The 23,075-nt window shown below is 62.7% G+C and carries 25 protein-coding genes; 8 read left to right on the top strand and 17 right to left on the bottom strand.

The genetic code is table 11. From position 1 onward, the window contains the following. Nucleotides 1-16: 16 nt before the first annotated feature. Nucleotides 17-559, bottom strand: coding sequence for a phosphatase PAP2 family protein (locus NKI59_RS10470; protein WP_352452337.1), 543 nt, complete (start codon nucleotides 557-559; stop codon nucleotides 17-19). A gap of 41 nt (nucleotides 560-600) precedes the next feature. On the opposite strand from NKI59_RS10470, the gene NKI59_RS10465 reads away from it, so the two are divergent. Beyond that, a complete protein-coding gene (locus tag NKI59_RS10465) occupies nucleotides 601-1,083 on the top strand; it encodes a DUF2127 domain-containing protein (protein ID WP_352704005.1) in 483 nt (160 codons plus the stop codon). 42 nt (nucleotides 1,084-1,125) lie between these two features. Here NKI59_RS10465 and cueR read toward each other — a convergent pair whose 3' ends face one another. Next, a complete protein-coding gene (cueR, locus tag NKI59_RS10460; RefSeq protein WP_352679152.1) occupies nucleotides 1,126-1,524 on the bottom strand; it encodes a Cu(I)-responsive transcriptional regulator in 399 nt (132 codons plus the stop codon). Between the two features lie 264 nt (nucleotides 1,525-1,788). On the opposite strand from cueR, the gene NKI59_RS10455 reads away from it, so the two are divergent. The 3 genes from NKI59_RS10455 to NKI59_RS10445 are packed head-to-tail and all read left to right on the top strand — an operon-like array spanning nucleotide 1,789 to nucleotide 4,783. Then, nucleotides 1,789-2,856 (top strand): type III polyketide synthase, encoded by a 1,068-nt coding sequence (locus NKI59_RS10455; protein WP_352704003.1) that lies wholly within the window; start codon nucleotides 1,789-1,791, stop codon nucleotides 2,854-2,856. After that, on the top strand, nucleotides 2,853-3,566 hold the full coding sequence (locus tag NKI59_RS10450; RefSeq protein WP_352704001.1) for a class I SAM-dependent methyltransferase: 714 nt from the start codon (nucleotides 2,853-2,855) through the stop codon (nucleotides 3,564-3,566). Before NKI59_RS10455 ends, NKI59_RS10450 begins: the two co-directional genes overlap by 4 nt. After that, nucleotides 3,563-4,783 carry an NAD(P)/FAD-dependent oxidoreductase gene (locus NKI59_RS10445; protein WP_352569085.1) on the top strand — a complete coding sequence of 407 codons (1,221 nt, stop codon included), beginning with the start codon at nucleotides 3,563-3,565 and terminating at the stop codon, nucleotides 4,781-4,783. Before NKI59_RS10450 ends, NKI59_RS10445 begins: the two co-directional genes overlap by 4 nt. Here the strand turns inward: NKI59_RS10445 and NKI59_RS10440 are convergent. From NKI59_RS10440 to NKI59_RS10375, 14 genes are all read right to left on the bottom strand, one after another. Further along, nucleotides 4,780-7,314, bottom strand: a complete 2,535-nt coding sequence (locus NKI59_RS10440; RefSeq protein WP_352703998.1) for an NAD-dependent epimerase/dehydratase family protein — start codon at nucleotides 7,312-7,314, stop codon at nucleotides 4,780-4,782. The two genes, NKI59_RS10445 and NKI59_RS10440, sit on opposite strands and share 4 nt — an antisense overlap. A 746-nt stretch (nucleotides 7,315-8,060) precedes the next feature. Continuing rightward, on the bottom strand, nucleotides 8,061-8,627 hold the full coding sequence (locus tag NKI59_RS10435; protein WP_352703996.1) for a hypothetical protein: 567 nt from the start codon (nucleotides 8,625-8,627) through the stop codon (nucleotides 8,061-8,063). A 21-nt stretch (nucleotides 8,628-8,648) separates the two neighbouring features. Next, nucleotides 8,649-9,371 (bottom strand): cytochrome c biogenesis CcdA family protein, encoded by a 723-nt coding sequence (locus NKI59_RS10430; protein WP_352703994.1) that lies wholly within the window; start codon nucleotides 9,369-9,371, stop codon nucleotides 8,649-8,651. A 26-nt stretch (nucleotides 9,372-9,397) separates the two neighbouring features. Then, a complete protein-coding gene (locus NKI59_RS10425) occupies nucleotides 9,398-10,057 on the bottom strand; it encodes a DsbA family protein (protein WP_352473260.1) in 660 nt (219 codons plus the stop codon). A 199-nt stretch (nucleotides 10,058-10,256) separates the two neighbouring features. Then, the gene (locus NKI59_RS10420; protein ID WP_352703992.1) at nucleotides 10,257-11,015 is read right to left on the bottom strand and encodes an SCO family protein; all 759 of its coding nucleotides are present in this window, start codon (nucleotides 11,013-11,015) and stop codon (nucleotides 10,257-10,259) included. Continuing rightward, on the bottom strand, nucleotides 11,015-11,326 hold the full coding sequence (locus tag NKI59_RS10415) for a hypothetical protein (RefSeq protein ID WP_352703990.1): 312 nt from the start codon (nucleotides 11,324-11,326) through the stop codon (nucleotides 11,015-11,017). Before NKI59_RS10415 ends, NKI59_RS10420 begins: the two co-directional genes overlap by 1 nt. Before the next feature lie 13 nt (nucleotides 11,327-11,339). Next, the gene (locus NKI59_RS10410) at nucleotides 11,340-11,861 is read right to left on the bottom strand and encodes a TlpA disulfide reductase family protein (protein WP_352704263.1); all 522 of its coding nucleotides are present in this window, start codon (nucleotides 11,859-11,861) and stop codon (nucleotides 11,340-11,342) included. Nucleotides 11,862-11,863: 2 nt separating this feature from the next. Then, on the bottom strand, nucleotides 11,864-12,472 hold the full coding sequence (locus NKI59_RS10405; RefSeq protein WP_352703988.1) for a DsbE family thiol:disulfide interchange protein: 609 nt from the start codon (nucleotides 12,470-12,472) through the stop codon (nucleotides 11,864-11,866). After that, nucleotides 12,459-12,632: a hypothetical protein gene (locus NKI59_RS10400; RefSeq protein WP_352473265.1), complete on the bottom strand. Its 174-nt coding sequence runs from the start codon at nucleotides 12,630-12,632 to the stop codon at nucleotides 12,459-12,461. The genes NKI59_RS10405 and NKI59_RS10400 overlap by 14 nt, the downstream gene beginning before the upstream one ends. Nucleotides 12,633-12,643: 11 nt before the next feature. Next, a complete protein-coding gene (locus NKI59_RS10395) occupies nucleotides 12,644-13,084 on the bottom strand; it encodes a DUF411 domain-containing protein (protein WP_352473266.1) in 441 nt (146 codons plus the stop codon). Nucleotides 13,085-13,122: 38 nt separating this feature from the next. Then, on the bottom strand, nucleotides 13,123-13,563 hold the full coding sequence (locus NKI59_RS10390) for a DUF411 domain-containing protein (protein WP_352703986.1): 441 nt from the start codon (nucleotides 13,561-13,563) through the stop codon (nucleotides 13,123-13,125). Nucleotides 13,564-13,599: 36 nt separating this feature from the next. Then, entirely contained in the window at nucleotides 13,600-15,036 is a 1,437-nt protein-coding gene (locus NKI59_RS10385; protein ID WP_352703984.1) for a multicopper oxidase family protein, read from the bottom strand. A 125-nt stretch (nucleotides 15,037-15,161) separates the two neighbouring features. Beyond that, complete coding sequence (locus NKI59_RS10380) at nucleotides 15,162-15,572, bottom strand: hypothetical protein (RefSeq protein ID WP_352703982.1); 411 nt, start codon at nucleotides 15,570-15,572, stop codon at nucleotides 15,162-15,164. Nucleotides 15,573-15,644: 72 nt separating this feature from the next. Next, a complete protein-coding gene (locus tag NKI59_RS10375; protein ID WP_352703980.1) occupies nucleotides 15,645-16,070 on the bottom strand; it encodes a MerR family transcriptional regulator in 426 nt (141 codons plus the stop codon). A 63-nt stretch (nucleotides 16,071-16,133) separates the two neighbouring features. Between NKI59_RS10375 and NKI59_RS10370 the strand changes: the two genes are divergently transcribed. Further along, complete coding sequence (locus tag NKI59_RS10370; RefSeq protein ID WP_352703978.1) at nucleotides 16,134-18,335, top strand: heavy metal translocating P-type ATPase; 2,202 nt, start codon at nucleotides 16,134-16,136, stop codon at nucleotides 18,333-18,335. Between the two features lie 31 nt (nucleotides 18,336-18,366). Beyond that, nucleotides 18,367-18,963 carry a cation efflux transmembrane domain-containing protein gene (locus NKI59_RS10365; protein ID WP_352703976.1) on the top strand — a complete coding sequence of 199 codons (597 nt, stop codon included), beginning with the start codon at nucleotides 18,367-18,369 and terminating at the stop codon, nucleotides 18,961-18,963. Between the two features lie 285 nt (nucleotides 18,964-19,248). Here NKI59_RS10365 and NKI59_RS10360 read toward each other — a convergent pair whose 3' ends face one another. Continuing rightward, entirely contained in the window at nucleotides 19,249-19,671 is a 423-nt protein-coding gene (locus NKI59_RS10360; protein WP_031211929.1) for a cupin domain-containing protein, read from the bottom strand. 191 nt (nucleotides 19,672-19,862) lie between these two features. Here NKI59_RS10360 and NKI59_RS10355 point away from each other — a divergent pair, with 191 nt between their 5' ends. Both NKI59_RS10355 and NKI59_RS10350 read left to right on the top strand, forming a co-directional pair. Then, complete coding sequence (locus NKI59_RS10355) at nucleotides 19,863-20,675, top strand: class I SAM-dependent methyltransferase (RefSeq protein ID WP_352703973.1); 813 nt, start codon at nucleotides 19,863-19,865, stop codon at nucleotides 20,673-20,675. A gap of 569 nt (nucleotides 20,676-21,244) precedes the next feature. Then, complete coding sequence (locus tag NKI59_RS10350) at nucleotides 21,245-22,774, top strand: tlde1 domain-containing protein (protein WP_352703971.1); 1,530 nt, start codon at nucleotides 21,245-21,247, stop codon at nucleotides 22,772-22,774. Nucleotides 22,775-23,075: the final 301 nt, after the last annotated feature.

Genomic DNA, 23,075 nt, shown 5'->3' with positions numbered 1-23,075 from the left:
GTTTGCACATAAGGAGCTAGAGAATTCTTGTGACCAGACTGTCCAATCGGGAGTTCTCGCGATAGGCCAATCGGACCACAACGGCACCTAAGACGCCAGTGATGGCACCGCCTATCACGTCGGTGAGATAGTGGGTGCCGATGTAAATTCTCGACCAGCAGATCAGCAATGCCATGATGGAGAGGGCCAGCGTCCGGCGCGGCAGACCTTGCATTGCAAGAGCCGCAACAACCGCAAAGCTGGCTGTCGCGTGGTCGGAGGGAAACGACCAGTCGGCGCTGGGCGCAATCAGCAGATGCGTCAGGCCGGCATCGTAGGGCCGCAGCCGGTGGACGAATAGCAAAATGAACTGATTGATCGCCAGACCGAGCAGGAACGCCAAGCCGGCGGACAAGGCAGCATGGCGCACATGGTAGCGGTCGGCCTTTGCCCACCATTGCAGGGCAACAGCCAGCACCATCAGCGGAACGCCGATTTGTGAGACGGCGATCATTGCCTTATCAAGAAAAGGGCTGATCCCGGCTGCCGCGTTGATCCAGTGGGTTAGGGCTGCATCCATCGTTTCTCGTTTCCGCTGTTGTCGATCGCAAGGTGAATTTTGTGAAAGCAGTAGACGAACGCCGCATCCATCAGATTTTCGAGCTCAGCATCTGGCTTAAAGGGGCGCATGCCCTGATCGAATGCGTGGGCGGGATCCTGCTTTATGTCGTCACCACCGACGCCATTGCCTCCTGGGTCAATACATTCACTCAAGAGGAATTGATCGAAGATCCGAACGATTTCATAGCTGGCTATCTGTCGCAGATGGCAAGCCACTTTTCCGTCGCCAGCAAGGAGTTTTATGCCTTCTACCTGCTTAGCCACGGCCTGATAAAACTGCTGCTCGTTGTCGGGCTTTTGAGAGGCAAGCCGTGGTCGTATCCGGCATCGCTTGCGGCGCTGGGCGCATTTATGTTCTATCAAGTCTACCGCTACTCCTACACCCATTCGTTCGGCCTGCTTGTCCTGACCGTATTCGATGCTGTCGTCATGGTGCTGATCTGGCATGAATGGAAGGTCGTGCGGCAGCACAAGCCGGCATGACAGCGAAGTTTGCACGTCAGCCGCTCCGATTTTCAATCCACCTCACTGGGCGACGCCTTGTCCTGCCAGCTCGTCGATGATCGGGCAATCCGGCCGCTCGTCGCCGTGGCAGTGACTGACCAGATGGTGGAGCAAGCCGCGCAATCCGACCAGTTCAGCGATCTTCCTGTCGATCTCCACCAGCTTGGCTTTCGCGATCGCCTTCACGTCGGCGCTGTCACGTTCCCTGTCCTGGTACAGCGACAGCAGCTGGCGGCATTCGTCGACCGAAAACCCCAGGCTTCGCGAGCGCTGCAGGAAGCGCAGCCGGTGAATATCGGCCGTCGAGTAATCGCGATAGCCATTGTCTGTCCGAGCCGGATGCAAGAGCCCGATGTCCTCGTAATAACGGATCGTCTTGGCCGGCAGGCCGGATTTTTCGGATGCGATACCGATGTTCATGGCGGAAATCTCCTTTGTCGGAGGAAATAGACCTTCCAGTAGATGGAAGGTCAACATGATGTGGCGATTTTGGATGCCCGACGCAACCGCCCGCCCGCTCCAACCGTTTCCCTGCCAACAGCGCACACTGAACCTTCGGGAAGAAATCAGTTTTCGGAAACGTTTATCGAACAGCGCTCAAAACCCGGTGTTCGACACCGGGTAACGATGAGCAAGGACCCTCCGGCGGCACGTTACACCGTGCACCCGCCGAGGAGACAGAATATGCCCGTCAACGCCTATATCAACCGGATCGCGACGGCGGTGCCGGAGCACGAGGTTCATCAATTCTACCTGCGTTTCGCGGCCTCTATGCTCGCGGGCGATCGCCGGAGGATCTTCGAACGCATGGCCGATCTTGCCGGCATCGAGCACCGCTATTCCTGCTTTGCGCCGGCGTCCGACCCCGAAGGACCAACTGCCGACCTGGCCGGGACCTTCATCCGGGGCGCGTTTCCCGGAACGGCCATGAGAATGGCGATGTTCGACGATGCCGCACCTGTTCTGGCGCAAAAGGGCATCGACGGATTGCAGCTTGGCGACGACGCTTCCCGCATCACCCATCTTATCGTCACCACCTGCACTGGCTTTTCGGCGCCGGGCATCGATCTGGAGCTGATCGCGCGTTGCGGGCTTCCCGACAGTGTCGAACGCACGATGATCGGTTTCATGGGTTGCTACGCGGCGATCAACGGGCTCAAGCTGGCCCGCCACATCGTCCGCTCCGACCAGCAGGCCAAGGTCCTGCTGGTCAATATCGAGCTCTGCACGATGCATCTGCGCGAAACCACCGAACTGGAAAAACTGCTGTCGTTCTGCCTCTGGGGCGACGGCTGCGCGGCCACGCTCGTCACCGCCGAGCCGGCCGGCATCGAGCTCGATAGCTTTCACTGTCTGGTGGCGAGGGAACGGCGGGACCTGATGCGCTGGAACATTCGCGACCACGGCTTCGAAATGGTTCTTTCCGGCCAGGTGCCGGCAGCGATTCATGAAGCGTTGCGGAACAGCCAGGCCGCCATCCTCGGAGGCCGATCGGCGAAAGACATCGACCTTTGGGCCGTGCACCCGGGTGGACGTTCGGTTCTCGATGCCGTCGAAAGGGCTCTGGAACTGGAGCCCACTGCGCTGGAATCATCGCGCGCGGTGTTGCGCCAATACGGGAACATGTCTTCCGCGACCGTCATGTTCGTGATGAAGGAGATGTTGAAGGCGCCACCCGGCCTACTCGGCTGCGGCATGTCGTTCGGGCCCGGGCTGACGGCCGAAACCATGCTCTTTCGAACGGTGTCATGAGCGGCCTGGAGCATCGGCAGCTTGCGCCGGAAATCCTCGACGGACTTGCGGCCGAAGATCCGCGAGCGCTGGCCGCGCGCCGTGACCTTTGGCGCATCAATATGCTGATGTTTCAGGTGCCGATCATGACGTCGTTGCTCAGGAGGTTCGTGCCAACGCCGCCACGCCGCATCCTGGAGATCGGCGCCGGCGATGGCTCCTTCATGCTGGCGGTGGCGCGGCGCCTGGCCACGCATTGGCCCGGGGTCGAACTGGTAATGCTCGACCGCGTCGGCCTCGTCACCGCGCAATTGCGCGGTGATTTTGACAGGCTGGGATGGAAGGCCGAAGGCGTCACCGCCGATGTCTTCGACTGGGCAGGAAAGATCGAGGGTGCGCCGTTCGACGCCGTCATCGTCAATCTGTTCCTGCATCACCTCGACGATGCGCAGCTCGTGCGTCTGTTTTCGCTGATCAGGCCGAAAGCCCCGTTGCTCATCGCGACAGAGCCGCTGCGGGCGAAACTGCCGCTGGCCGCGACCCGTCTTCTGCCGGCAATCGGCGCCAACGACGTCACACGAAACGACGCGGCGCAAAGCGTGCGTGCCGGCTTTCGCGGCAGCGAGCTTACCGGTCTCTGGCTTGCGGCCAACGGCAAACCGGTCGAGGAGCGGCGCGCCGGCCTGTTTTCCCACATCTTCGTCGGCGCCAGTGCCAGTGTCGAGCCATGACGGGATTGTCGACTCATGACGCGATCGTCATTGGTGCCGGCCCGGCGGGCACCTCCGTCGCGCTCACGCTGGCCCGGCGCGGATGGGCCGTGGCAATTGTGGAAAAAAGCGCGTTCCCGCGCCGCAAGGTCTGCGGCGAATACATCTCGGCAAGCAATCTTGCGCTCCTCGGCCGGCTCGAGATCGGCGATGCCTGGCGTACCAATGCCGGCCCCGAAATCCGCCGCGTCGGCTTGTTTTCCGGCGAGACCTGCGTCGAGGCGGCAATGCCACGTGCAGGAGCTGGGCCTCGTGCGAAAGACAGCTTCGGCCGGGCGCTCGGCCGGGACATTCTCGACTCTCTGCTTTTGCAAGCGGCGCGATCGGCGGGTGTCGAAATCTTTCAACCCTGCCGCGCCGTCGCCATCGAGCCGGACGGTGAGATGCAAAGGGTGCGAATTCAGGCCGGGGATGAAGCGGCGATGTTGCGTGCGCCGGTGATTGTCGCCGCTCACGGCTCGTGGGAACCGGGACCATTGCGCAGCCAACTCGCAAAGGCCAATCGGCCGTCGGACCTGCTCGGCTTCAAGGCGCATTTCACCGGGTCGTCGCTGGCGCCGGATTTGATGCCTCTGCTGGCCTTCCCTGGCGGCTACGGCGGCATGGTTTCGGCGGATCATGGCCGGTTGTCGATCTCGTGCTGCATCCGGCGCGATATGCTCGCGCGGCTGCGTAAACAATATGGCCCCAAACAACGGAGCCATGTGTCGGCCGCCGATGCGGTCTCCCGGCATCTCCTGAATTCATGCCGGGGCGTGCGGGACGCCCTGGAACCGGCTCTCCTCGACGGTCCGTGGCTTGCCGCAGGTCCGATCCGGCCGGGAATTCGCTCGTGCTACGAAGGGGACATCTTCCGCGTCGGCAATGCAGCCGGAGAGTCTCATCCTGTCATCGCCGAGGGCATCTCGATGGCGCTTCAGTCCGGCTGGCTGCTGGCTTGCGAACTCGCATGCGCGCCAAGTGGCCGAGCAGGGCGCGAGGCTGCCGCCAGACGCTACGAGGCGGCCTGGAAAAGACTGTTTTCGACCCGGGTCTACGCCGCCGCGGCCGTTGCCGGAATTGCCCTTCGCCCCGGCAGCGCCACCTTGATGGCGGCGATCGTCCGGAATTTCCCGCAGGCACTGACGCTGGGCGCGCAACTGAGCGGCAAGACCAAGCCGGTTCCAGGCTTCGTCTAGGCGACATAGCGGTCCCATGAGCCGTAGTGCTCCTTGCTTCGGAGCCCCCGAGGCAGGCTGAGGCCGATCACAACTAGCCCTGCAACGGCATTGTTCAATGTCGAACCTCTGGTCGCGCCGTCGAGCAGCCAGGGCACTGCGATCAGCCATAACCCGAACGGCAGGTTGAGGAAACGCAACGGCCGTGCCACCTCGGCCATGGCGCAGACCGCGATCGTGATGATCATGGCGCCCGAGAGGTGATCGCTGTTTGCAATGGCGCCGGCCGTGCCGAAGACCAGCCGCGAGACCATCAGCCAACCGCCGACGATACAGCATGCGACCAGCGTCCATGGAAACGTGACACCGCGAATGGCTGCGGCGGACTGTGCGGCAAGCGCGGCGGAAAACCCGGGATCGTTCTTATCCGCCTCGCCGTTCGGCTCCGGCCCGCCTTGGAAAAAGGTGCGCCAGAACGGACGGTCTGCCCGCGCGCTGCGCAGCATGTACTGGCCCATGGCGACCACCTCGTCCAGCGTCAGCGGGATCATGACCAGCATGGCCGCCGCCGCGATGAGGCACAGTGTGCAATAGGTGCCGATCATGATCGGCTGGATGATGATGAAGAAGATCGAGACGCCGCCGAGCGGCACCACCAGGATGAAGAAGAAGGTCACCATCCAGGGCATGGTGCGCCAGCGGGTCGCCGTGCCCATCGCGCCCATCAGGGTTTCGATCATATAGGCCACGGCACCAAGCCCGGCATCAGCGACTGGCCAGGCTCGAGAAACGTCGGATGTGATGATGAATTCCGTGCCGTTCCTGCCGTCTCCGCCGGGGAAGAACGGCTCCCAGACAGCACCCACATGGCCGAGCTGGTAGGCAGTGAGATAGCGGGCGATGAGGAAACCGAAGAAACCGAGCGCGATGATCGGCAGGCGCTGCAGCCAGGATGACGGCGAGTAGGTCCAGCCAGGCGGAACGGTGCTCTCGTCCATCATCCCTTCGTGGCTCATGCCCGGCATCATCGGGACGAGCACCGAGAAAGCGATGGCCAGCGCGCCGACGATCGTGTCGTTCATGGTGGCGGCGGCGCTCGGCGTCCAGAAGAACAGCGGCGCGAACAGCAGCCACAGGCCGGCGATCGTCGTGCCCCATTGCGCCCAGGAAAAACGCGGCGACAGTGCGAGCCCGCCAAACAGCATCAGCAGCAAGCCCGAGACAATGTCGCTCCAGCCGGTGAGCGCGTTGCGCAGCACCGGTTCCCACAGTCCACGCTCTTGCGTGACGTCACGCACAGTGCCGGCCGCCGCCGGATCGAACAGCGCGAACTGAAGCGGGCTGGTGAGGAGCCACACGCCAAGCGTGATGACCAGGAAATGAGCCCAGAGCATCTGCTTGCCCATCCCCGCCATCTCGGCCATGTGTTCGGGTTTCATCTTGTCGTGTTTGGCCTCGAACGCCTTGTCTTTCTCTCGCGCTTTTGTTCCGCTGCCGGCCACCTTGGCGGCGTTGAGCTTGTTGGCCCGATACCAGCCGGCGGGATCTGCCTTGAGCGCGTCGACGATCCGCGGCAACGTCTCGCGCAGGGAATGCCGGGGCTGCCAGCCGAGGACATTGCGGGCACGGCTGATATCGATCGCGTAGTGGTCGTCGGCGATATCGACCATCCAGGGACGAACGAATGATTCTTCGCCCAGCACGTCCTGTTGGACCCAGGCACCCGCCTTGGCGAGCGCCTTCGGCACCTCCCGTGTCTCCCAGTTCTCGCCACGGATCAACCGACCAATCTCGGCTTGAAGTTCGCCGTAGCCCATGACCTCAGGCTCGCCGAGAAGCAGCGCCAGCTCCGTGGGAAGTTTCTTCCGCCGATCTATAAGGCGCGCCACCGCATCGGTGAGGTCTTCCAGATGCAGGAACGACTGCCCGGTGCGCAGGTCACCCGGATATACATGCCCGGTCGGATCCTCTTCGTAGATACGCGCAATCTGATTGGCGAGGAATGCGTTACGGCCGAGATCATCATAGACGCCGGCCGGCCTGGCATAGACGACAGGGATCGCCCCGTGCTGCTCATGGATCAGGCGCTCGGTCTCGATCTTCGAGGTGCGGTAGGGTAGGTTCGATTCGAGCGGCCAATCCTCATCGATGATGTCGCCCGGTCGGCCAGCCTTGTGCGCCAGCATCGAACTCATGAAGACGAACTGTTCGACCTCAAATTGTTTCAGGGCGCGCAGGAGCTTCTCGGTGCCGCCAACCGTAATCTTTTCGTAGAGCGGGTTCCGTTCGCCTGTGAGATCGAAATAGGCCGCAAGATGGATCACCGAGGCGAGGCGGGCGCCATAGGCCGTCCGCACGCGCGCCAAGCCGGCTGCTACGGCGTCCTCCGATGTCAGGTCGATGCAGACGCACTCCGCGGCCGGCGGCGGCTGACGCGTCGCCGCCCGGTCGAGGCCGACGAGAGCAAACCGGTCGGCGAAGCTGTTGACCAGAGCCGAGCCGATGAAGCCGGTGCTGCCGGTAACAATAACCGTGTCTTTGCGCTTCGCCATCCAGACCTCATAGCCGGCGATTTGCCACTCCTGAGAGGGCCGAAGGCGACAGACGTTAAGAGCCGAAGGGCCGGACCAGTTCCGACGCCGACCCGATGACGCTGCTGCTTCCGGTGACGCCTACAACTTTCCGTCCTTTTTGCTCTTTTGACCCCGACTGCCTATGCCGTCAGGTTCGCAAATATTTGACCAGCGCCGCGATCGCGAGCACGAGGGTGACAAGCACCAGGACCCAAATGAGCGCCATGCCGCCCATCATCCACATTGAACCGTCCATCATCATTACAATCATCCCTCCCGCCGCCGCTGCCACCGGCGATTGCGAGGGGAATTAGTTCGCCATGTACGCCCGTCAAGGCGAACTCGATCAACTCGATCAGCCCACGAAGGCGGTGGCTTGCCGGTCAATCAGGGTATGTTCAATGCTATCGACGAACGAGTTCATAGTAGGCTTCGGCCAAAACATGCTGGCCGTGCGGTAACTCGGGAACGGCAGGGCTTTGATCCAGTGCCTCCAGCGCTCGCAGCAAATGCTCCGCGACATCTGATCTGCCTTGCCGATATGCCTCTCTGAACAGGGCCAGTAGCTGCCTTTCGAAATTCATGGTTCGGTCCGCCATTGGACGATCTCCGGAAGTTGGCAATGAGCCTAACCGTTCCAGCCACCGGAAGGTCAAGCGCTCCTTTCAAGAAGCTAGAACAGGTTGAGAGCGCTTGTTGAACCGCATCCGAGGCGTCGCCCGGCTCTACTCTCCACCGCCGCAGCCGTCGGAGAGATCCCAGACGTCGACGACCTGCTTGCCGGTGAAACCGTGCTCGCGGATCAGGAACTTCGCCAGCCCGCCATACACTTTCCAGCGCCAGCATTGACAGCAGCATGGGCCTTTCTCGTTGGAATTGGCCATCGCGTAGTCGTAGGCCTGCTGCTCATCGCCGGAGAGCTTCACATCGTAGTAAGGAATCAATTTTTGGGCGATGCCAGCCGGAATGTCGTATGGATCGACGGGGATCATGGCGATATCGCGATACTTGGTCAGCCCATTCAACTGCTCGATGTAGCGCTTCATTTCCATCGGGCTGCAACATGAGCCCTTGATCCGCGACGTGCTTGGCATGGTTGCGATCGACTCCGTGAATTTGGCCGAACACGTGCTGTTGCCATTTTCGCTGAGGTCTTTGAAGCGACCCGCCATACCGGGGTCCTCCGCAGCGATTGCCAAATCCGGTTCGTTGACAAAGCCGGCAACCATCGCGGCGCCGAAAACACCGCCGAAAACAACCATTCGTCTGTTTGGGGACATTGTCCGGACCATGACTAATTCCTTTCCCGGTCTTCAGCCGATGCGCGTGAATATTGGAAACTGTTCGAGCAGCCAGAACGAGAATGTCGACATCCGTCCGGTGACCATGGCGAGCCCCATGACGACCATGATACCCCCGGCGGCGAACTGCAACATCGAGCCGGTCCGGCGCATCGCCTTCAGCCGCCGCGCCAGACTGTCGGTGAACAGAGCGGCAAGCAAGAAGGGAAGGCCGAGGCCGAGCGAATAGACGGCGAGCAGCGTCACGCCTTCGGCGACGGTGGCCGACGCGGCGCCGACGGTCAGGATGGCGCCGAGGATTGGGCCTATGCACGGGGTCCAGCCGAAGGCGAAGGCGAGGCCGAGAACATAGGCCGACGTCGCCTTGCCACCGGGCATATCGGCATGAAATCTCGCTTCGCGCATCATCCAGGATGGGCGAAGCAGACCGGTGAGGAACAGGCCGAACAGGATGACGATCGCACCGCCGGCAAGGTTGAGCTCGATGCGGTGGCGGAGCAGCAATCGGCCGAGCGCCGTGGCGCTGGCGCCTAGCACGATGAAGACGGTCGAGAACCCGAGCACGAAACAGAGGCTCAAAGCGGCCGCCGACAGGCGCGCCGACCCGCCCATCGGCGTCCTGCCGGCGACATACGACACATAGCCCGGCACCAGCGGCAGCACGCAGGGAGAGAGAAACGAGACGATGCCGGCCACGAAGGCGGTCAGCACGCCGATGTTGGAGAGTTCGGGCATCGATCAATTGTTCCCGCTTGCCGGCGTCACTTCTTCAGGGCCCTTGCCTGCCCGATCAATTTCTTCATCGAAGCAAGATCGGTCGCGCCTTGAAAAATCTGGTCGCCGACGACGAAAGTCGGCGTTCCGGCGATTTTCAGCGCCTGAGCCAGTTTCGCATTTTGGTCAATCGCCGCTTGGATGTCCGGATGCTGCATATCGGTCTTCAAGCGAGGGACGTCGAGGCCGACCTCGGCCGCGATCCTGAGAACGATCGTCTCGTTCACCCGGCTCTTGGCGTCATACAGGGCCTTGTGGAACTCCGCATATTTGCCCTGCATCTGAGCCGCGAGCGCTGCCTTGGCCGCAAATACGGAATCAGGGCCGAGGATGGGGAATTCCTTGTAGACGATGCGCAACTGCGGGTCGTTGGCCGCGGCTTGCGCCATGATCGGCGCCACTTGGCGGCAATAAGGGCAATTATAGTCGAAGAATTCGGCCATGGTGACGTTGCCTTGCGCATTGCCGCCGACGGGGCTTTGCTTGTCGCGGAAAATGTCGTCCGCGCGCGACGCCAGAACCGCCTTTACCTGGGCCGCCTCGGCCTCGCGCTGGCGCTGATCCAGGCTTTGCAGCGCCTGCACCAGGACTTCGGGATGGGCGAGGATATAGTCGTGGATGCGCTGGTCGATTTGGTCCTGGGACATTCCGCCAGCCGCCATCGCCGATCGCCCGGCGCCCTAAGGCCCGGATTTAGCAGGAACCATCCGGTCACGGCGGTAAGCAGCAGGGCGCGGACAAGCCAGCTCCCATATCGGTTTGCCTGTTTTACGCTGATCGTCATATGCATCTCTCCTTGTTCTCCGTCGAGGCGCCCGGTCGGCATGCCGCCGGCGAAATTGCGCGTCAAAAGAAGTTCTTCAATTTTGCCAGCCAGCCTTCGTCCGGCTCCCCACTCGTTTCCTGTTCATGGTGCGGACGCTCGACGCCGTTGGTGAGCGCGTTGACGAAGGTGACGAGATTGACCGGCGCGAAATCCAGGCCGTGAAAATTGGCGCGCCACCGGCCTTCCTTGTCGATGACATGAGTGACGATGCCGTGCGCCTGAATGCCGTCATCTGTCTTGCTGAATCTGTGGCCGAAGGCTTCCGCCAGCTTGCGGGTCGCGTCCTCCGGCTGATCGGGTGTCGTGGTCAGGAACAACCAATTGACCGGATCGAGCCCGTGCGCCGGCCCGTAGCTGCGCAGCACGTCCGGCGTGTCCCGCGTCGGGTCAGTGGTGATAGTCACGAAGGTGACCTGGTCCTTCATCGGCGTGGCGTTCACCATCGCCTGGATCTCGGCGATCTTCTCGGCGTGGAGCGGGCATACGTCCGTGCACGACGTGTAGACGAAGTGGAGGACGACGACCTTGCCATGCAACTCGGTCGGCCGCACGATACGCCCCTCAGCGGTGCGCAGGGTGAAATCGGGTATCGGCTTATCAATCGGCTGGAAATACTTCTCGTCGCCCTTGAGCATGGCGTCGACTTCATCGAGCGAATGCGCCTGCGCGCCGTGAAAAAGGCCGAGGATCAGCGCCGCCAGTGCGATCAGGCCGCACAGCAAGCGCGTGCCCAAAGTCGGCGAGAGCGCTTGCCGCTCGTTTTGGGTCTGGATAGGCATCAACCGCTGCCTTTCGTGGTGCCTTCCCCATCCGCTTTTGGGGCAGCGTTTTCCGTTTGGCAGGTGCGGCCTGTCATCCGGTTCATGCACAGGCCGAGCGCGCACATGGCGACGCAAGGCAGGACGCTGAGCAGCAGTGGCGCAATGCCCGCGGCGACCAGCCATGTCCAGTTGAAGGCGAGGCCGGCGACGGCAATGACCGTGCCGGCAGCGATTAGTCCGCGCCGGTCACCGAGATAGTGGCGGATGGCGTGAAGAATGCTGCGGCCAAGCGAAGCCTGCGAGGTTTGGGGCGATTCTGTTGTGGTCATGTCTTTTCCTTTCTCAGTTGGCCCCGAAATGGCTGCGGATGAACGCCATCATTTCGGGTGAATCCCATTCGCCTGGGCCGATCAGCCGGCCGATTTCCTTGCCCTCGCGGTCGATCAGCAATGTCATGGGAAGGCCGAGGGCGCCGAGCGTGAACATCGCCTTGCCCGTTGTGTCGATGTTGAGGGCGAGATGCTCGACGCCGATCTCGGCGAAGAACTTTTTCACGATGTCCGGACCGCCGCGATCCATCGACAGCGCGATGACCTCGAAGTCCGGTCCGCCGAGCTTGGCTTGCAACCGGTCGAGCGTCGGCATTTCCTTGCGGCAGGGAGCGCACCATGTCGCCCAGATGTTGAGCAGCAGGACTTTGCCGTGGAAATCCGCAAGCGTTTTCGGTTGACCGTCGGCGTCCTGAAAGCTGATTTCCGGCACGGGGACGGGAGCCTCATGAACGGCGAAGTCCTGCGGCGGCTCGACGGCCGATGCGGGCTGCGCCACCGCGAGCAAGGCGCCGAAGAGCGCGAGAGCGAGCATCTTCACGGTTGCCGCTCCTTCGCCTCGGCCCTCAGGCGCTCGACGAGCGGCATGATCGTTTTCTCAAGGGCCTCTTCCGTCACCGCGCCAATGTGCTTGTAGACAATGCGGCCGTCGGCACTCACGACAAAGGTTTCCGGTATGCCGTAGACGCCCCAATCGATGGAGACGCGGCCGTTCAGATCCGCGCCGGTACGCGTATAAGGATCGCCCATCGTGTCGAGCCATTGTGCGGCGTCATCGGGCCTGTCCTTGTAGTTGAGCCCATGCAGCGGCACCGTCTTGCTCGCCGCCAGTTGTATGAACACAGGATGTTCCTCGCGGCAGGCCAAGCACCAGGATGCGAAGACGTTGACCAGCGAAACGTCGCCCCGCAGGTCACCGCTCGACAAACCAAACGTGCGACCCTGGACCGGCGGCAGGCTGAATTGGGGCACCGGCTTGCCGATCAGCACCGATGGAATGTCGGACGCATTGCGCGTGAGCCCCCAGGCGAGCAACACGGCCAGCCCGACGAAAATCATCACGGGCAGGACGACCAGTAATCGTCGAAGCAAGGCGCGCCGAATGGCTGCCGGTCCCGCATCGGATTGAACGTCACCGCTGGTCATGATGCACCCGGCCGATTGTGGTCCGACGACCCGTCAGCACGTATCTTGCGAGTGCTGCGACGGCGAGCACCAGAACCAGCAGCACGAGGAAACCGGCAACGGACAGGAAGGTCATCGCAAGCCAGGTTCTGGCCGGACAATCGGAAATATCGGTCAACATCGCGGTGCCTTTCACTCCGTCGCGTAGACGGTCGGCGCCTTGCCGTCCTTGGTGAAAGCATAGATCGTCCAGGTCCCGTCTTTCTCGCCGCCCATGCCGGGCGCGCCCGTCGGCATGCCGGCCAGCGTGATGCCGGTGATTGCTGGCCTTTCGGTCAAAAGCTTCTTGACGATCTCGACCGGCACTAGGCCGTCGACGACATAGCCGTCGACCATCAGCGTATGGCAGCCTTGCAGGTCGGCCGGCACGCCGGCATCGCCGCTAATCTGCGAGAGGTTGTTGACCGGCTTGATCTCGACCTTGAAGCCATTGTGCTCCAAATAGTTAGCATAGGATTCACAGCAGCTGCATTGCGGGTTCTTGTACATCACCGCTTCGATCGTCGCGGCGACGGCCGGAAGGGGCATGGCGATCGCGACGGCGAAGGCCGCAAGCGAGTAGGTCAGTTTCATGGCAGTCTCCTCGGGTTCCAGAAATTCATCGCCGGCCGTCACTGCGTCGCGTAGACGGTCGGCGCCTTGCCGTCCTTGGTGAAGGCGTAGATCTTCCAGGTCTCGGTCTTCTCGCCGCCCATTCCCGGCGAGCCCATCGGCATGCCGGCCATGGCGATACCGGTGATTTGGGGCCGTTCCGTCAGCATCTTCTTGACCAAGTCGACCGGCACGAAGCCGTCGACCACGTAGTCGCCGATCACCACCGAATGGCAGCCTTGCAATTGCGCGGGAACGCCGAGCCCAGCGCTTATCTGGCTGAGGTCGTTGGTCGGCTTGAGCTCGACCTTGAAGCCGTTCTGTTCGAGATAGGCGGCGTAGGTCTCGCAGCAGCTGCAGCTCGGGTTCTTGTACATCACCGCCTGGATCGTTGCGGCGAATGCAGGCATCGGCATTGCGATTGCGACCGCGAGAGCGGCGATTGAGTAGGGCAGTTTCATTTGCAGTTCTCCTTGGGTGATTGGGTGGCGAAAAAATCAGGTCACGCGGAAGACGGTCATAAGACCCGCCATCTGGTGGTCGGCGACATGGCAGTGCAGCATCCAGTCGCCGGGATTGTCGGCGACGAAGGCGCATTCGATCACATCCTTGGGGGCGAGCAGCACCGTGTCCTGCCATTGGCGGTGCGGCACCGGCGAACCGTTGCGCGAGATGACCGACAGGCTGAAGCCGTGGATATGCATCGGGTGCCACCAGGCGGTTTCGTTGCGCATGGTGAGATGGCAGGTCACACCGCGTTTCAGCGTGAACTGCGGCGCCATGCCGGCATGGCCGTCGCCGGTCATCGACATGCCGTTGATCGCCCAGGCCGCACCGCCGTTCATGCCCATCATCCCCATGCCCATCATGCCGCCGACGCCCTTGAGCTTGCCGCCGCCCATCATGCCGCCCTGCAGCACGATTTCCTGGCGCTCGGCGCCAGCGAGGTCGGGCTGGGGCAGAGGGTTGCGCGGCAGGCCGGCTGGCGCGTCGAGCGGATGCGCCCTGATCGGCGGCGCTGCGTCATAGGCCAGCGTGGTCAGCGTATAGGCGAGGCCGTCGTAGAAATCGTCGATCACCGCGTGGCGGCTGCCGGGGTGGCCCTGCATGTCGAGCACGATGTCGATGCGCATGGCGGGCGCCAGCACCAGGCGACCGCCCTCCGGTTCATGCGGATCGCAGGGCTGGCCGTCGATGGCGACGACGACCGGACGGTGGCCTTCGAAGCGCAGCGCCATCATGCGGGCAAGCGAGGCATTGGCGAGCCGCAGCCTGACGCGCTCGCCGGCCTTCACGCTCCGATCGCCTGGCCCCGTGCCGTTGACGGTGACGACATTGCCGACGCGGCCCGACATCGAGGCATCCATGGCACTGCCGAAGCCGCCGGCGATCTGCCCGTCGGCAACAAGCCGCCAGTCCTGCAGCAGCCAGACAAAGTCGCGGTCGACGGCGACCGGCTCGGCCTCCTCGACGATGAGGGGGCCGGCAAGGCCGCGGCCGATCTGCACCAGGCTGTCGGCATGCGGATGGTACCAGAAGGTGCCGGCGTCCGGCGGTGTGAACTCATAGACGAAACTTTGCCCCGGCCCGATCGGCTTTTGGGTCAGGCCCGGCACGCCGTCCATTGCGTTTGCCAAGCGAATACCGTGCCAGTGGACGGTCGTATCCTCGTCGAGACCGTTCTCGACAGTGATGCGGACCGGCTGGCCTTGCCGCAGGCGCAGCGTCGGGCCGGGAATTGTGCCGTCATAGGCCCATACCGTGGTTTGCGGGCCACCTGCGTCGATTAACCGGGCATGGGCCGGCGTGACCTTGATACGGCGCTCATCAACTGCGGCTGCCCGCGCCGGGCGCATCGACGTCGAGACGGCGACGCCCGCCGCCGCAAGCAGGAACCCGCGGCGCGACAGGAAAAGACTGGAATTGCTATTCACCCTTACGTTCCTTGCGATCTCGATCGACGGCGAGCGTCGACTGATTGCTTGTCCGCGCCCGTCGCGCATCAACGCGAGCGGGCGACCGGACGCCGGACATCAGCCGTGGGACGGCTGAAACGGCGTCAGACGAGAGCGCTGGGTCTGGGAGGGTATGGGTCGGGCAGGGAACTTCGCCCGTGCAGGAACGGCGCCGGCAGCGGCGATATTTGCGACGGCAGCGGGGTCGTCGTCATCTCGAGCTTCTGCGGCAGCAATGCAAGCGCCGGCGCAATGCAGGTCGGCGGGCAGTATATCCCCTTGCCATCACCGCCGGCACCCTTGAGGCACCCCTGGCAGTCACCCTTCATGGCGGCATCGGCCATCTTGCCCATGCCGGGCCCCCCAGGCATGGTCATGCCATCGCCGGCAGCCATGCCGGCCGTCATCGTTGCCGACATGATGCTGGCCTGTGCACCGGACAGGCTGAGCCCCACGGTCAGGAAGACCGCGAGCAGCGTGACGAGCATATGTTTTGGCGACAGCCGAGCCAACATCTGCTCAGGCTGACCGCAAAGTACGGTTTTTGCAAGTGCCAATGCTGTGACATAGCGACCAAGGGGACCCAATCAGTGCCGGGCATGCTCGCATTTATCGTGATCCGCCAGCACCTCGATGACACGGCATTCGCAGACTTTTCCATGCCGGCAGCCTTCGACCATATGCTCCAGCTCGGCTTTCAACGCTGTAAGGCTGCGTATCCGCTGAACCACGTCGGCCAGACGCGCCTGGGCAATGGCGTCGGCGGTCGCACAAGGCTGGCTGGGGTTATCCTGCAGCGTCAGCAGCGCCCTGATGGCTTCGATCTCGAACCCCAACTCGCGCGCGTGCCTGATGAAGGCGAGCCGGCGCAAGTCTGCCGCTTCATAATGCCGGCGATTGGCTTCGCTGCGGGCAGGGGCAGGAAGCAACTCTATCTGCTCATAGTAGCGGATGGTTGGAACCTTCACGCCGCTGTGTCGGGCCGCTTCACCGATGGTCACACCTGTTGACATTTCGCTTGCTCCTCTAGTCGCTAGAGGATGTAGCGTCGCGATCGAAGATACAAGAGGTTCACCATGGCTGCGACCAAACAACAGACCCGCTACCGCGTGGAAGGAATCGATTGCGCCGGTTGCGCCAGCAAAATCGATACGGCCGTGCGGCGGATGCCTGGTGTTCAGGACATCAACGTATCCGTTTCGGCGGGCACTCTGACGGTGACTCATACTCCCGAAAGCAATCTCGGCGCGATCGAGAGGAAGGTCACCGGCCTCGGCTACGCCGTCGCTCCGCTGACCTCCAAGTCTGGGACGCCGGCGCCCGATCAATCCGCCGACGACCATGCCGACGGAAGGCGCAATCACGACGAGAACGTAGCGGGGTTACATGATAACGATGATGCGCCGGCGTCGGAGCTATGGTGGGACAGCGCCAAGGGCCGCCTGGCCATCGCCAGCGGGGTCGCCTTGGCCGTGGCTTTCGCGATTGATTACGCCTGGCCCGCGACCGGCCCGTGGGCCTTCATCGCCGCAATGCTGCTCGGCCTGGCTCCGATCGCGCGCCGAGCGGTCATGGCCGCAGCGGCAGGCATTCCGTTCACAATCGAAATGCTGATGACTGTGGCGGCGGCCGGGGCCGTCATCATCGGTGCCGGCGAGGAAGCGGCGACGGTGGTCTTCTTGTTCCTGATCGGCGAGTTGCTCGAAGGGGTTGCGGCCGGCAAGGCACGGTCCAGTATTCAAGCGCTCACGGCCCTCGTTCCCAAAACCGCGTTCGTCGAGAAAGACGGCCAGACCCGCGAGGTGCCGGCCGAAAGTCTGGCTGTGGGCGCCATCATCCTCGTGCGGCCGGGCGACCGGATTCCGGCTGACGGCGAGATCACCGAAGGCGGGAGCGCCATCGATGAATCACCCGTCTCCGGTGAAAGCGTGCCGGTGCGCAAGGACGTCGGCGACACGGTCTTTGCCGGCACTATCAACGGCGACGGCGTGCTGCGCGTCAAGGTGACGGCGACCGCCGCAGACAACACGATTGCACGCGTGATCAAGCTGGTCGAGGAGGCGCAGGAAAACAAGGCGCCGACCGAGCGCTTCATCGATCGCTTTTCGCGCTGGTACATGCCCGGCGTTGTCGCCGTCGCGGCGCTCGTGGCCACCACACCGCCGCTGCTCTTGGGCGGCGATTGGAACGAATGGATATACAAGGGGCTGGCGCTGCTGCTCATCGGTTGCCCGTGCGCGCTGGTCATTTCAGTTCCGGCGGCGATCGCGGCGTCGCTTTCGGCCGGAGCCCGGCGCGGCCTGCTGATGAAAGGTGGGGCGGTGCTGGAAGGGCTCGCGACCATCAACGCCGTGGCGCTCGACAAGACCGGCACGCTGACGCTCGGCAAGCCACAGGTCACCGATGTCGTTGCGGTGGGTGCCAGTGAACGCGACATCCTTTCACTCGCGGCAGCGCTTGAGATCGGCTCGAGCCATCCCCTCGCTTTGGCCATCCTCCAAAGGGCCAAAGCCGGCAACATTCCCGTGCCGCCTGCCGCCGAAGCCAAAGCGATCGGCGGTAAAGGGGTTATCGGTCGTGTCGGCGGCAAGAACCTGTTTCTGGGCTCGCCAGTCGCGGCGGGCGAGATAAACCTGCTGCCAGCAGACCAGGCGGCACGCATCGTGGCATTGAACGATGAAGGCAAGTCAGTGGCGGTGCTGCTTGTAGACAATGCGCTGGCCGGCTTCATTGCCATGCGCGACGAACCCCGGCCGGATGCTTTCGCCGGGCTAAAGGCGCTGACCAATGCAGGCATCAGGACAGTCATGCTAACCGGCGACAATAAGCGCACGGCGGCTGCCATTGGCAAACAGCTCGGCATCGAGGTGCGCGCCGAACTGCTCCCGGAGGACAAGCAGCGCATCCTCGGCGAGTTGAAGGGGCAGGGGCTTAGGGTAGCCAAGGTCGGCGACGGCATCAACGATGCGCCGGCACTTGCCTCGGCCGATGTCGGCATTGCCATGGGCGGCGGCACCGATGTGGCTCTTGAAACGGCTGACGCAGCGGTGCTGCATGGACGCATCGGCGACGTTGCGGCCATGATCAGGCTGTCCCAAGCAACCATGGCCAACATCAAGCAGAACGTCACCATTGCGTTGGGCCTGAAGGCAGTGTTCCTGGTGACGACGATCGCCGGCATCACCGGCCTCTGGCCCGCCATTCTCGCGGACACCGGGGCGACGGTGTTGGTGACGGCCAATGCCATGCGGCTGTTGCGTTGGAAGAGCGGCTGGTAAGAGCGACAACGGCATCGTGTTAGGGCAGACCATGCAGCAAGCCATTGCGTCGGACGGCCTTCGCCGGGTGGTGCTTGTCGTCGCACTGCTGAACCTGGGTTATTTCGGCATTGAATTCGCCGTCGCGCTGGCGATTGGCTCGGTGTCGCTGTTCGCCGACAGCGTCGATTTTCTGGAAGATGCCTCGGTCAATCTCCTCATACTGCTCGCCATGGGATGGTCGCTGCGTGCCCGCTCGCGGGTCGGCATGGCGCTGGCGCTTATCCTGCTGGTGCCGGGCCTAGCGACGCTGTGGACCGCGTGGGAAAAGTTCAACATGCCGGTGCCGCCGCAGCCAACGGCGCTGACGCTGGCGGGGTTGGGCGCTCTCGCGGTCAATCTGTCATGCGCCTACATGCTGGCGCGCTACCGCCATCACAGCGGCAGTCTTACCAGGGCGGCATTCCTCTCGGCCCGCAACGATGCGGTCGCCAATGTTGCGATCATACTGGCCGGATTGGTGACGGCCTTCCTGTGGCGCTCGGCGTGGCCGGATCTGATCGTCGGCCTGGGAATCGCGGCACTGAATGCAGACGCGGCGCGCGAGGTCTGGGAGGCAGCTCGGGAAGAGCACCGGGCCATTTCGTGAACTCCAAAACGCTCAGCGCGCTGCCGATTGCCACTCCGCCAATGCAGCAGTCAGCCGGAAACCTGCGCGATCTCTAATATAATCGCACCCTTTCAAAGCGGGCGGAGGGAGAACCGCTCATAAGTAAAAATCGGAGGAAAACCATGAACAGCATGAGCCTCACCACACTTGGACGAAGTCGACCGGGTCGAAGCGGTGAAACGATGAACCGCTCAAGGCCACGCACGTCATCAAAAGGCCCGCGTCCCTGATGGAGGACGCGGGCCCGATTTTCGGCGGCATGCCCTAGGCAGGTATCAAGACGGCGATGCGGTGGATGCCGACCACCTTGCTGGTGTTGGCTGCCTCGTCGGTCTTGCCCTTGGAGCAGGTGTACACGTCACCTTCCTTGAGCTTGAATTCCTTGTCCGCCTTCTTGATCGTGAATTCACCGGCAGCAATGGTGCAGACCATGTCGTTGTCCATCACCATTTGAGGGGCGGCTGCTCCGGGCTGAAAGACTATATCGACAATTGAGATGCTCTTGTAAGCGGGGATATCGGAATTGCCGGTGCCGACCTCGACCAATCTGACGCCGGGGGCTATCTCCTTGCCTTCCTTCGGGCCGTATTTCTTGACCTTTGCAGCAGCCGCCAGCGTGAACAAAGGCGTTACCGCTGCCGCCGTCACGCCGAGCGCGATTGCAGACCTGCGATTTATGGTTTTCATCGCATCCTCCCATTTTATGTTTGGCCACGCACCAATGCGCATGACCACAATATATTAACACATATGCAGATAATTGCAGCACGGCGTTTCGGAGCTTCCGGGAGCGAACCGCCTCCCGGTCGAATGCGACCGAACAGCAAACAATTCCATGCTATGCTGGCGAGCCATCAAACGGGCGACGGGGGATAGCAATGTTGGAAACGGACAAGGTATTCGCTGGCTCAATTCCGGAAAACTACGACCGCTATATGGTGCCGTTGATTTTCGAGCCGTTCGCCGCAGATCTTGTACGACGAGCAGCGTCCTTGTCGCCAAGCGCCGTTTTGGAAACCGCCGCGGGCACCGGGGTTGTCACCCGCGCGTTGGCGCCAAAACTGTCGCCCGGTGCAAGCTATGTCGTAACCGACCTCAACCAGCCGATGCTCGACCACGCCGCTTCGCGGCAAGCTCCCGACGATCGCATCAAATGGCGTCAGGCGGATGCTCTGGCGCTACCGTTTGAAAATGCGGCATTCGATCTCGTTTGTTGTCAGTTCGGCGCGATGTTCTTTCCCAACCGCCCATCTGCCTATCGCGAAGCCCGGCGAGTCCTGAAGCCCGGAGGACATTTTCTATTCAGCGTATGGGATCGCATCGAGGAGAACGTGTTTGCCGACGATGTGACGAATGCTCTCGCAAGGATTTTTCCGAACGATCCGCCGCGCTTTCTGGCACGCACGCCGCATGGCTACCACGATACGGCACTGATCCGTAGCGAGCTGGAGGACGCAGGTTTTTCCGGTGTGGTGATCGAGACGAGGGCCGAACAAAGCCGTGCCTCCTCGCCGCGCCTTCCGGCCGTTGCTTATTGCCAGGGCACTCTCCTTCGCAATGAAATCGAGGCCAGAGAGGCGGGAAAACTGGACGCTGCAACCGACTACGCCGCAGCCGCCATTGCAGACAGGCATGGCAGCGGCGAGGTTGCTGCCAAAATCCAGGCTCACATAGTGGTGGCTGTGGCCTAGGTCTTGGACATCCCGCTCCGGCACTTGGCGACATTCAGCTGCTGTGCGGCAAACATCTTGCCGCTATCCCGAATTCTCAGACGTTAACGTTCATTCGCCCGAGTGGCAGGTCGACAAGTGCCAGGTCGATAATCGCCGGTTTGACCGATCGCCGGGGCTTGATGGCGGCGGCTGCCGGCCGCAAGATTCTGGTCGGCCCGGCTTCACTTTCGCAGCCATGGCCGACTCCGCCCAGCAAGGTCTAGTCATTTCGCTTTCTTGACTCGGCCGACAAAAACGGGCAGCAAAGTCATCATTGGAGGGCAGTTTTGCCAACTATGCAGGTTTTGGAGGGCGTTTTTCGGTGTGACCGTCGCCCAATCGGCGGTCGGTAGAGGGATTGGTTAACCAACTTTGTCCATCTTTTGAATCAATCGGCAACAGACGCGAAGCGTGCTGGGGGCACCAGGCGAACTGTGAATGTCACGGCTGCGAAATCCGCTAGCCGGCATCGGCCGATTGAGAGTGGTTGAATGGCGTTTGTAAGTGCGAAAACCCGGGGTGACAGTCCTGCAACTGGATTGACTTCGATGAGGCCCGGCCTGCGCTGGGTCGCGGTTCCGGCCGTTGGCGCAGCCATTGCTTTATGGTCGGTGGCGACCCTGGCCGGCCTTTATTCGATGGGAACCTCGCTCACCGCCGCTTCCAACGGTCTCCCGCAAAGCCTGCTCGCGCCGCGCACTATCGCGCTCGCCGATCCTCGCCGCAGCCTTGCAAAGGCGCAGGCCCCGACGTGGGCCGCAGCACACGCGGCGCTGTCGGCCAAGCTGCTGCAGCACGGATGCGATGCCAACTGCCTGCGGTCGGCGTCGAACTTCGTTCACCAGGGAAAATCGGCGCGTCTCAAGCGCAATACCGTGCCGCTTGTCGCCGATGCACCGCGGCAATCGAGCTTCGACGACGTGGTAGCCAAAGCAGGGCTGTCGCCGCAAAAGCTTGCCGCCGCCTTTGCCCGTGCCGGCTCACCCGTCATGCTCGCAAGCCTGCCGGCCGACGCCCGGTTCGCCGAGCCGGTACGCATACCCGACCCGAACGGCCCGGCGTCGGTGCGCTTCGGGCCGGCGGTGGCGGAGATCGAACGCTCGTCGCGCCTGGCACTGGCGCTGGCGAATACGTTGCCGGAGCAGATGATCGACGTGCTCCCGGCACCCGCCGCGGCAAGCGAGCCCGCAGCTTCACGAGAGCCGCAAGAACCCGAGATCCAGCTGGCCTCGTTGCCGCCGCAAGACGACATGCCCGACAGCATTCCGCTGCCGACGCTGCGTCCGCGGGCGGACATCGATAAGCCGGCCGAGGCGCCGCGGGCTCAAGCATCAAGAGATCAGCCGCCAAAAGACCAGGCGCCAAAGGCCCAGGCGCAAAAGGATCAGGCATCGAAAACGGAGCCGCCCAAGGCGCAGGCCTCCAGGACCGCCAAGGCGAGCAAGGTGCAGACGGCCGACGCTCCGCCGGCCGAGACGCTACCCGGCAGCCTGTCGCCTCGTAATTCGTCACAAGCGGCAGTGCCGTCCGTGTCGGGCAAGCCGGGCAAACGGTCGAAGACGCAGGGCGGCGACATGCTGGCCTATGCCAAGCCCGACATGCCTTCCGGCGGTCTCGGCGGAGCCTTCAGGAACCTGTTCACCACGCCTAACCTGGGCAGCGGCGTCGCCGTCTACGACATCTCGGCCAAGACCGTCTATATGCCCGACGGATCGCGGCTGGAGGCACATTCGGGACTGGGCGCGATGGTCGACCAGCCACGCTACGTCCACAAGAAGAATGTCGGCCCGACGCCGCCGGACACCTACAATCTGACGATGCGCGAATCGCGCTTCCATGGCGTTGAGGCACTGCGTCTCACCCCTGCCAGCGGCAGCAACAAATATGGCCGCGACGGCCTGCTCGCCCACACCTACATGCTGCGCGGCGGGCGCGCCGAATCCAATGGCTGCGTCGTCTTCAAGGACTATGCCCGCTTCCTCGCCGCCTACAAGAAGGGCAAGATCAAGCGGCTCGTCGTGGTGCCGCGGTTGTCGAAGCCGCTGACACGCGTCGCCCAAGAGGGCCGCGGCGCTTAGACGGTGGCGGCAGCCCTTCATGGCTTCGTCATCCCAGGGCGGAGCGAACGCGAAGCGGAGCGCAGACCCTGGGATCCATGCCGTTACGTCAGCCGAAGAATGCAACGACGCAGATTGAAAGCCGTTCTGTAGCGATCCCTTTCACCTCCTGTCCTTCCCGCATCAAAAAGTCCCGCCCGTTGCAGCGCGGAGAGGTCACGGCATGATGGGGTGGACGGCGCCCGACGGCATCGGATGTGCCAGAATGAGTTCGTTGAGATCTCAAACAAGGGAGCCGTCCGTGGAACACCTTATCCGTATT

It is taken from the genome of Mesorhizobium sp. M0598, from assembly GCF_040320865.1.
GTDB lineage: Bacteria > Pseudomonadota > Alphaproteobacteria > Rhizobiales > Rhizobiaceae > Mesorhizobium.
This window is presented reverse-complemented; position numbering and strand designations above follow the sequence as displayed.

Excerpts from the sequence above, each read along its gene's own strand:
- NKI59_RS10470 (WP_352452337.1), bottom strand. The coding sequence starts at position 559 with ATGGATGCAGCCCTAACCCACTGGATCAACGCGGCAGCCGGGATCAGC.
- cueR (WP_352679152.1), bottom strand. The coding sequence starts at position 1,524 with ATGAACATCGGTATCGCATCCGAAAAATCCGGCCTGCCGGCCAAGACG.
- NKI59_RS10455 (WP_352704003.1), top strand. The coding sequence starts at position 1,789 with ATGCCCGTCAACGCCTATATCAACCGGATCGCGACGGCGGTGCCGGAG.
- NKI59_RS10450 (WP_352704001.1), top strand. The coding sequence starts at position 2,853 with ATGAGCGGCCTGGAGCATCGGCAGCTTGCGCCGGAAATCCTCGACGGA.
- NKI59_RS10445 (WP_352569085.1), top strand. The coding sequence starts at position 3,563 with ATGACGGGATTGTCGACTCATGACGCGATCGTCATTGGTGCCGGCCCG.
- NKI59_RS10440 (WP_352703998.1), bottom strand. The coding sequence starts at position 7,314 with ATGGCGAAGCGCAAAGACACGGTTATTGTTACCGGCAGCACCGGCTTC.
- NKI59_RS10435 (WP_352703996.1), bottom strand. The coding sequence starts at position 8,627 with ATGGTCCGGACAATGTCCCCAAACAGACGAATGGTTGTTTTCGGCGGT.
- NKI59_RS10430 (WP_352703994.1), bottom strand. The coding sequence starts at position 9,371 with ATGCCCGAACTCTCCAACATCGGCGTGCTGACCGCCTTCGTGGCCGGC.
- NKI59_RS10425 (WP_352473260.1), bottom strand. The coding sequence starts at position 10,057 with ATGTCCCAGGACCAAATCGACCAGCGCATCCACGACTATATCCTCGCC.
- NKI59_RS10420 (WP_352703992.1), bottom strand. The coding sequence starts at position 11,015 with ATGCCTATCCAGACCCAAAACGAGCGGCAAGCGCTCTCGCCGACTTTG.
- NKI59_RS10415 (WP_352703990.1), bottom strand. The coding sequence starts at position 11,326 with ATGACCACAACAGAATCGCCCCAAACCTCGCAGGCTTCGCTTGGCCGC.
- NKI59_RS10410 (WP_352704263.1), bottom strand. The coding sequence starts at position 11,861 with ATGCTCGCTCTCGCGCTCTTCGGCGCCTTGCTCGCGGTGGCGCAGCCC.
- NKI59_RS10405 (WP_352703988.1), bottom strand. The coding sequence starts at position 12,472 with ATGACCAGCGGTGACGTTCAATCCGATGCGGGACCGGCAGCCATTCGG.
- NKI59_RS10400 (WP_352473265.1), bottom strand. The coding sequence starts at position 12,632 with ATGTTGACCGATATTTCCGATTGTCCGGCCAGAACCTGGCTTGCGATG.
- NKI59_RS10395 (WP_352473266.1), bottom strand. The coding sequence starts at position 13,084 with ATGAAACTGACCTACTCGCTTGCGGCCTTCGCCGTCGCGATCGCCATG.
- NKI59_RS10390 (WP_352703986.1), bottom strand. The coding sequence starts at position 13,563 with ATGAAACTGCCCTACTCAATCGCCGCTCTCGCGGTCGCAATCGCAATG.
- NKI59_RS10380 (WP_352703982.1), bottom strand. The coding sequence starts at position 15,572 with ATGTTGGCTCGGCTGTCGCCAAAACATATGCTCGTCACGCTGCTCGCG.
- NKI59_RS10375 (WP_352703980.1), bottom strand. The coding sequence starts at position 16,070 with ATGTCAACAGGTGTGACCATCGGTGAAGCGGCCCGACACAGCGGCGTG.
- NKI59_RS10370 (WP_352703978.1), top strand. The coding sequence starts at position 16,134 with ATGGCTGCGACCAAACAACAGACCCGCTACCGCGTGGAAGGAATCGAT.
- NKI59_RS10365 (WP_352703976.1), top strand. The coding sequence starts at position 18,367 with ATGCAGCAAGCCATTGCGTCGGACGGCCTTCGCCGGGTGGTGCTTGTC.
- NKI59_RS10360 (WP_031211929.1), bottom strand. The coding sequence starts at position 19,671 with ATGAAAACCATAAATCGCAGGTCTGCAATCGCGCTCGGCGTGACGGCG.
- NKI59_RS10355 (WP_352703973.1), top strand. The coding sequence starts at position 19,863 with ATGTTGGAAACGGACAAGGTATTCGCTGGCTCAATTCCGGAAAACTAC.
- NKI59_RS10350 (WP_352703971.1), top strand. The coding sequence starts at position 21,245 with ATGAGGCCCGGCCTGCGCTGGGTCGCGGTTCCGGCCGTTGGCGCAGCC.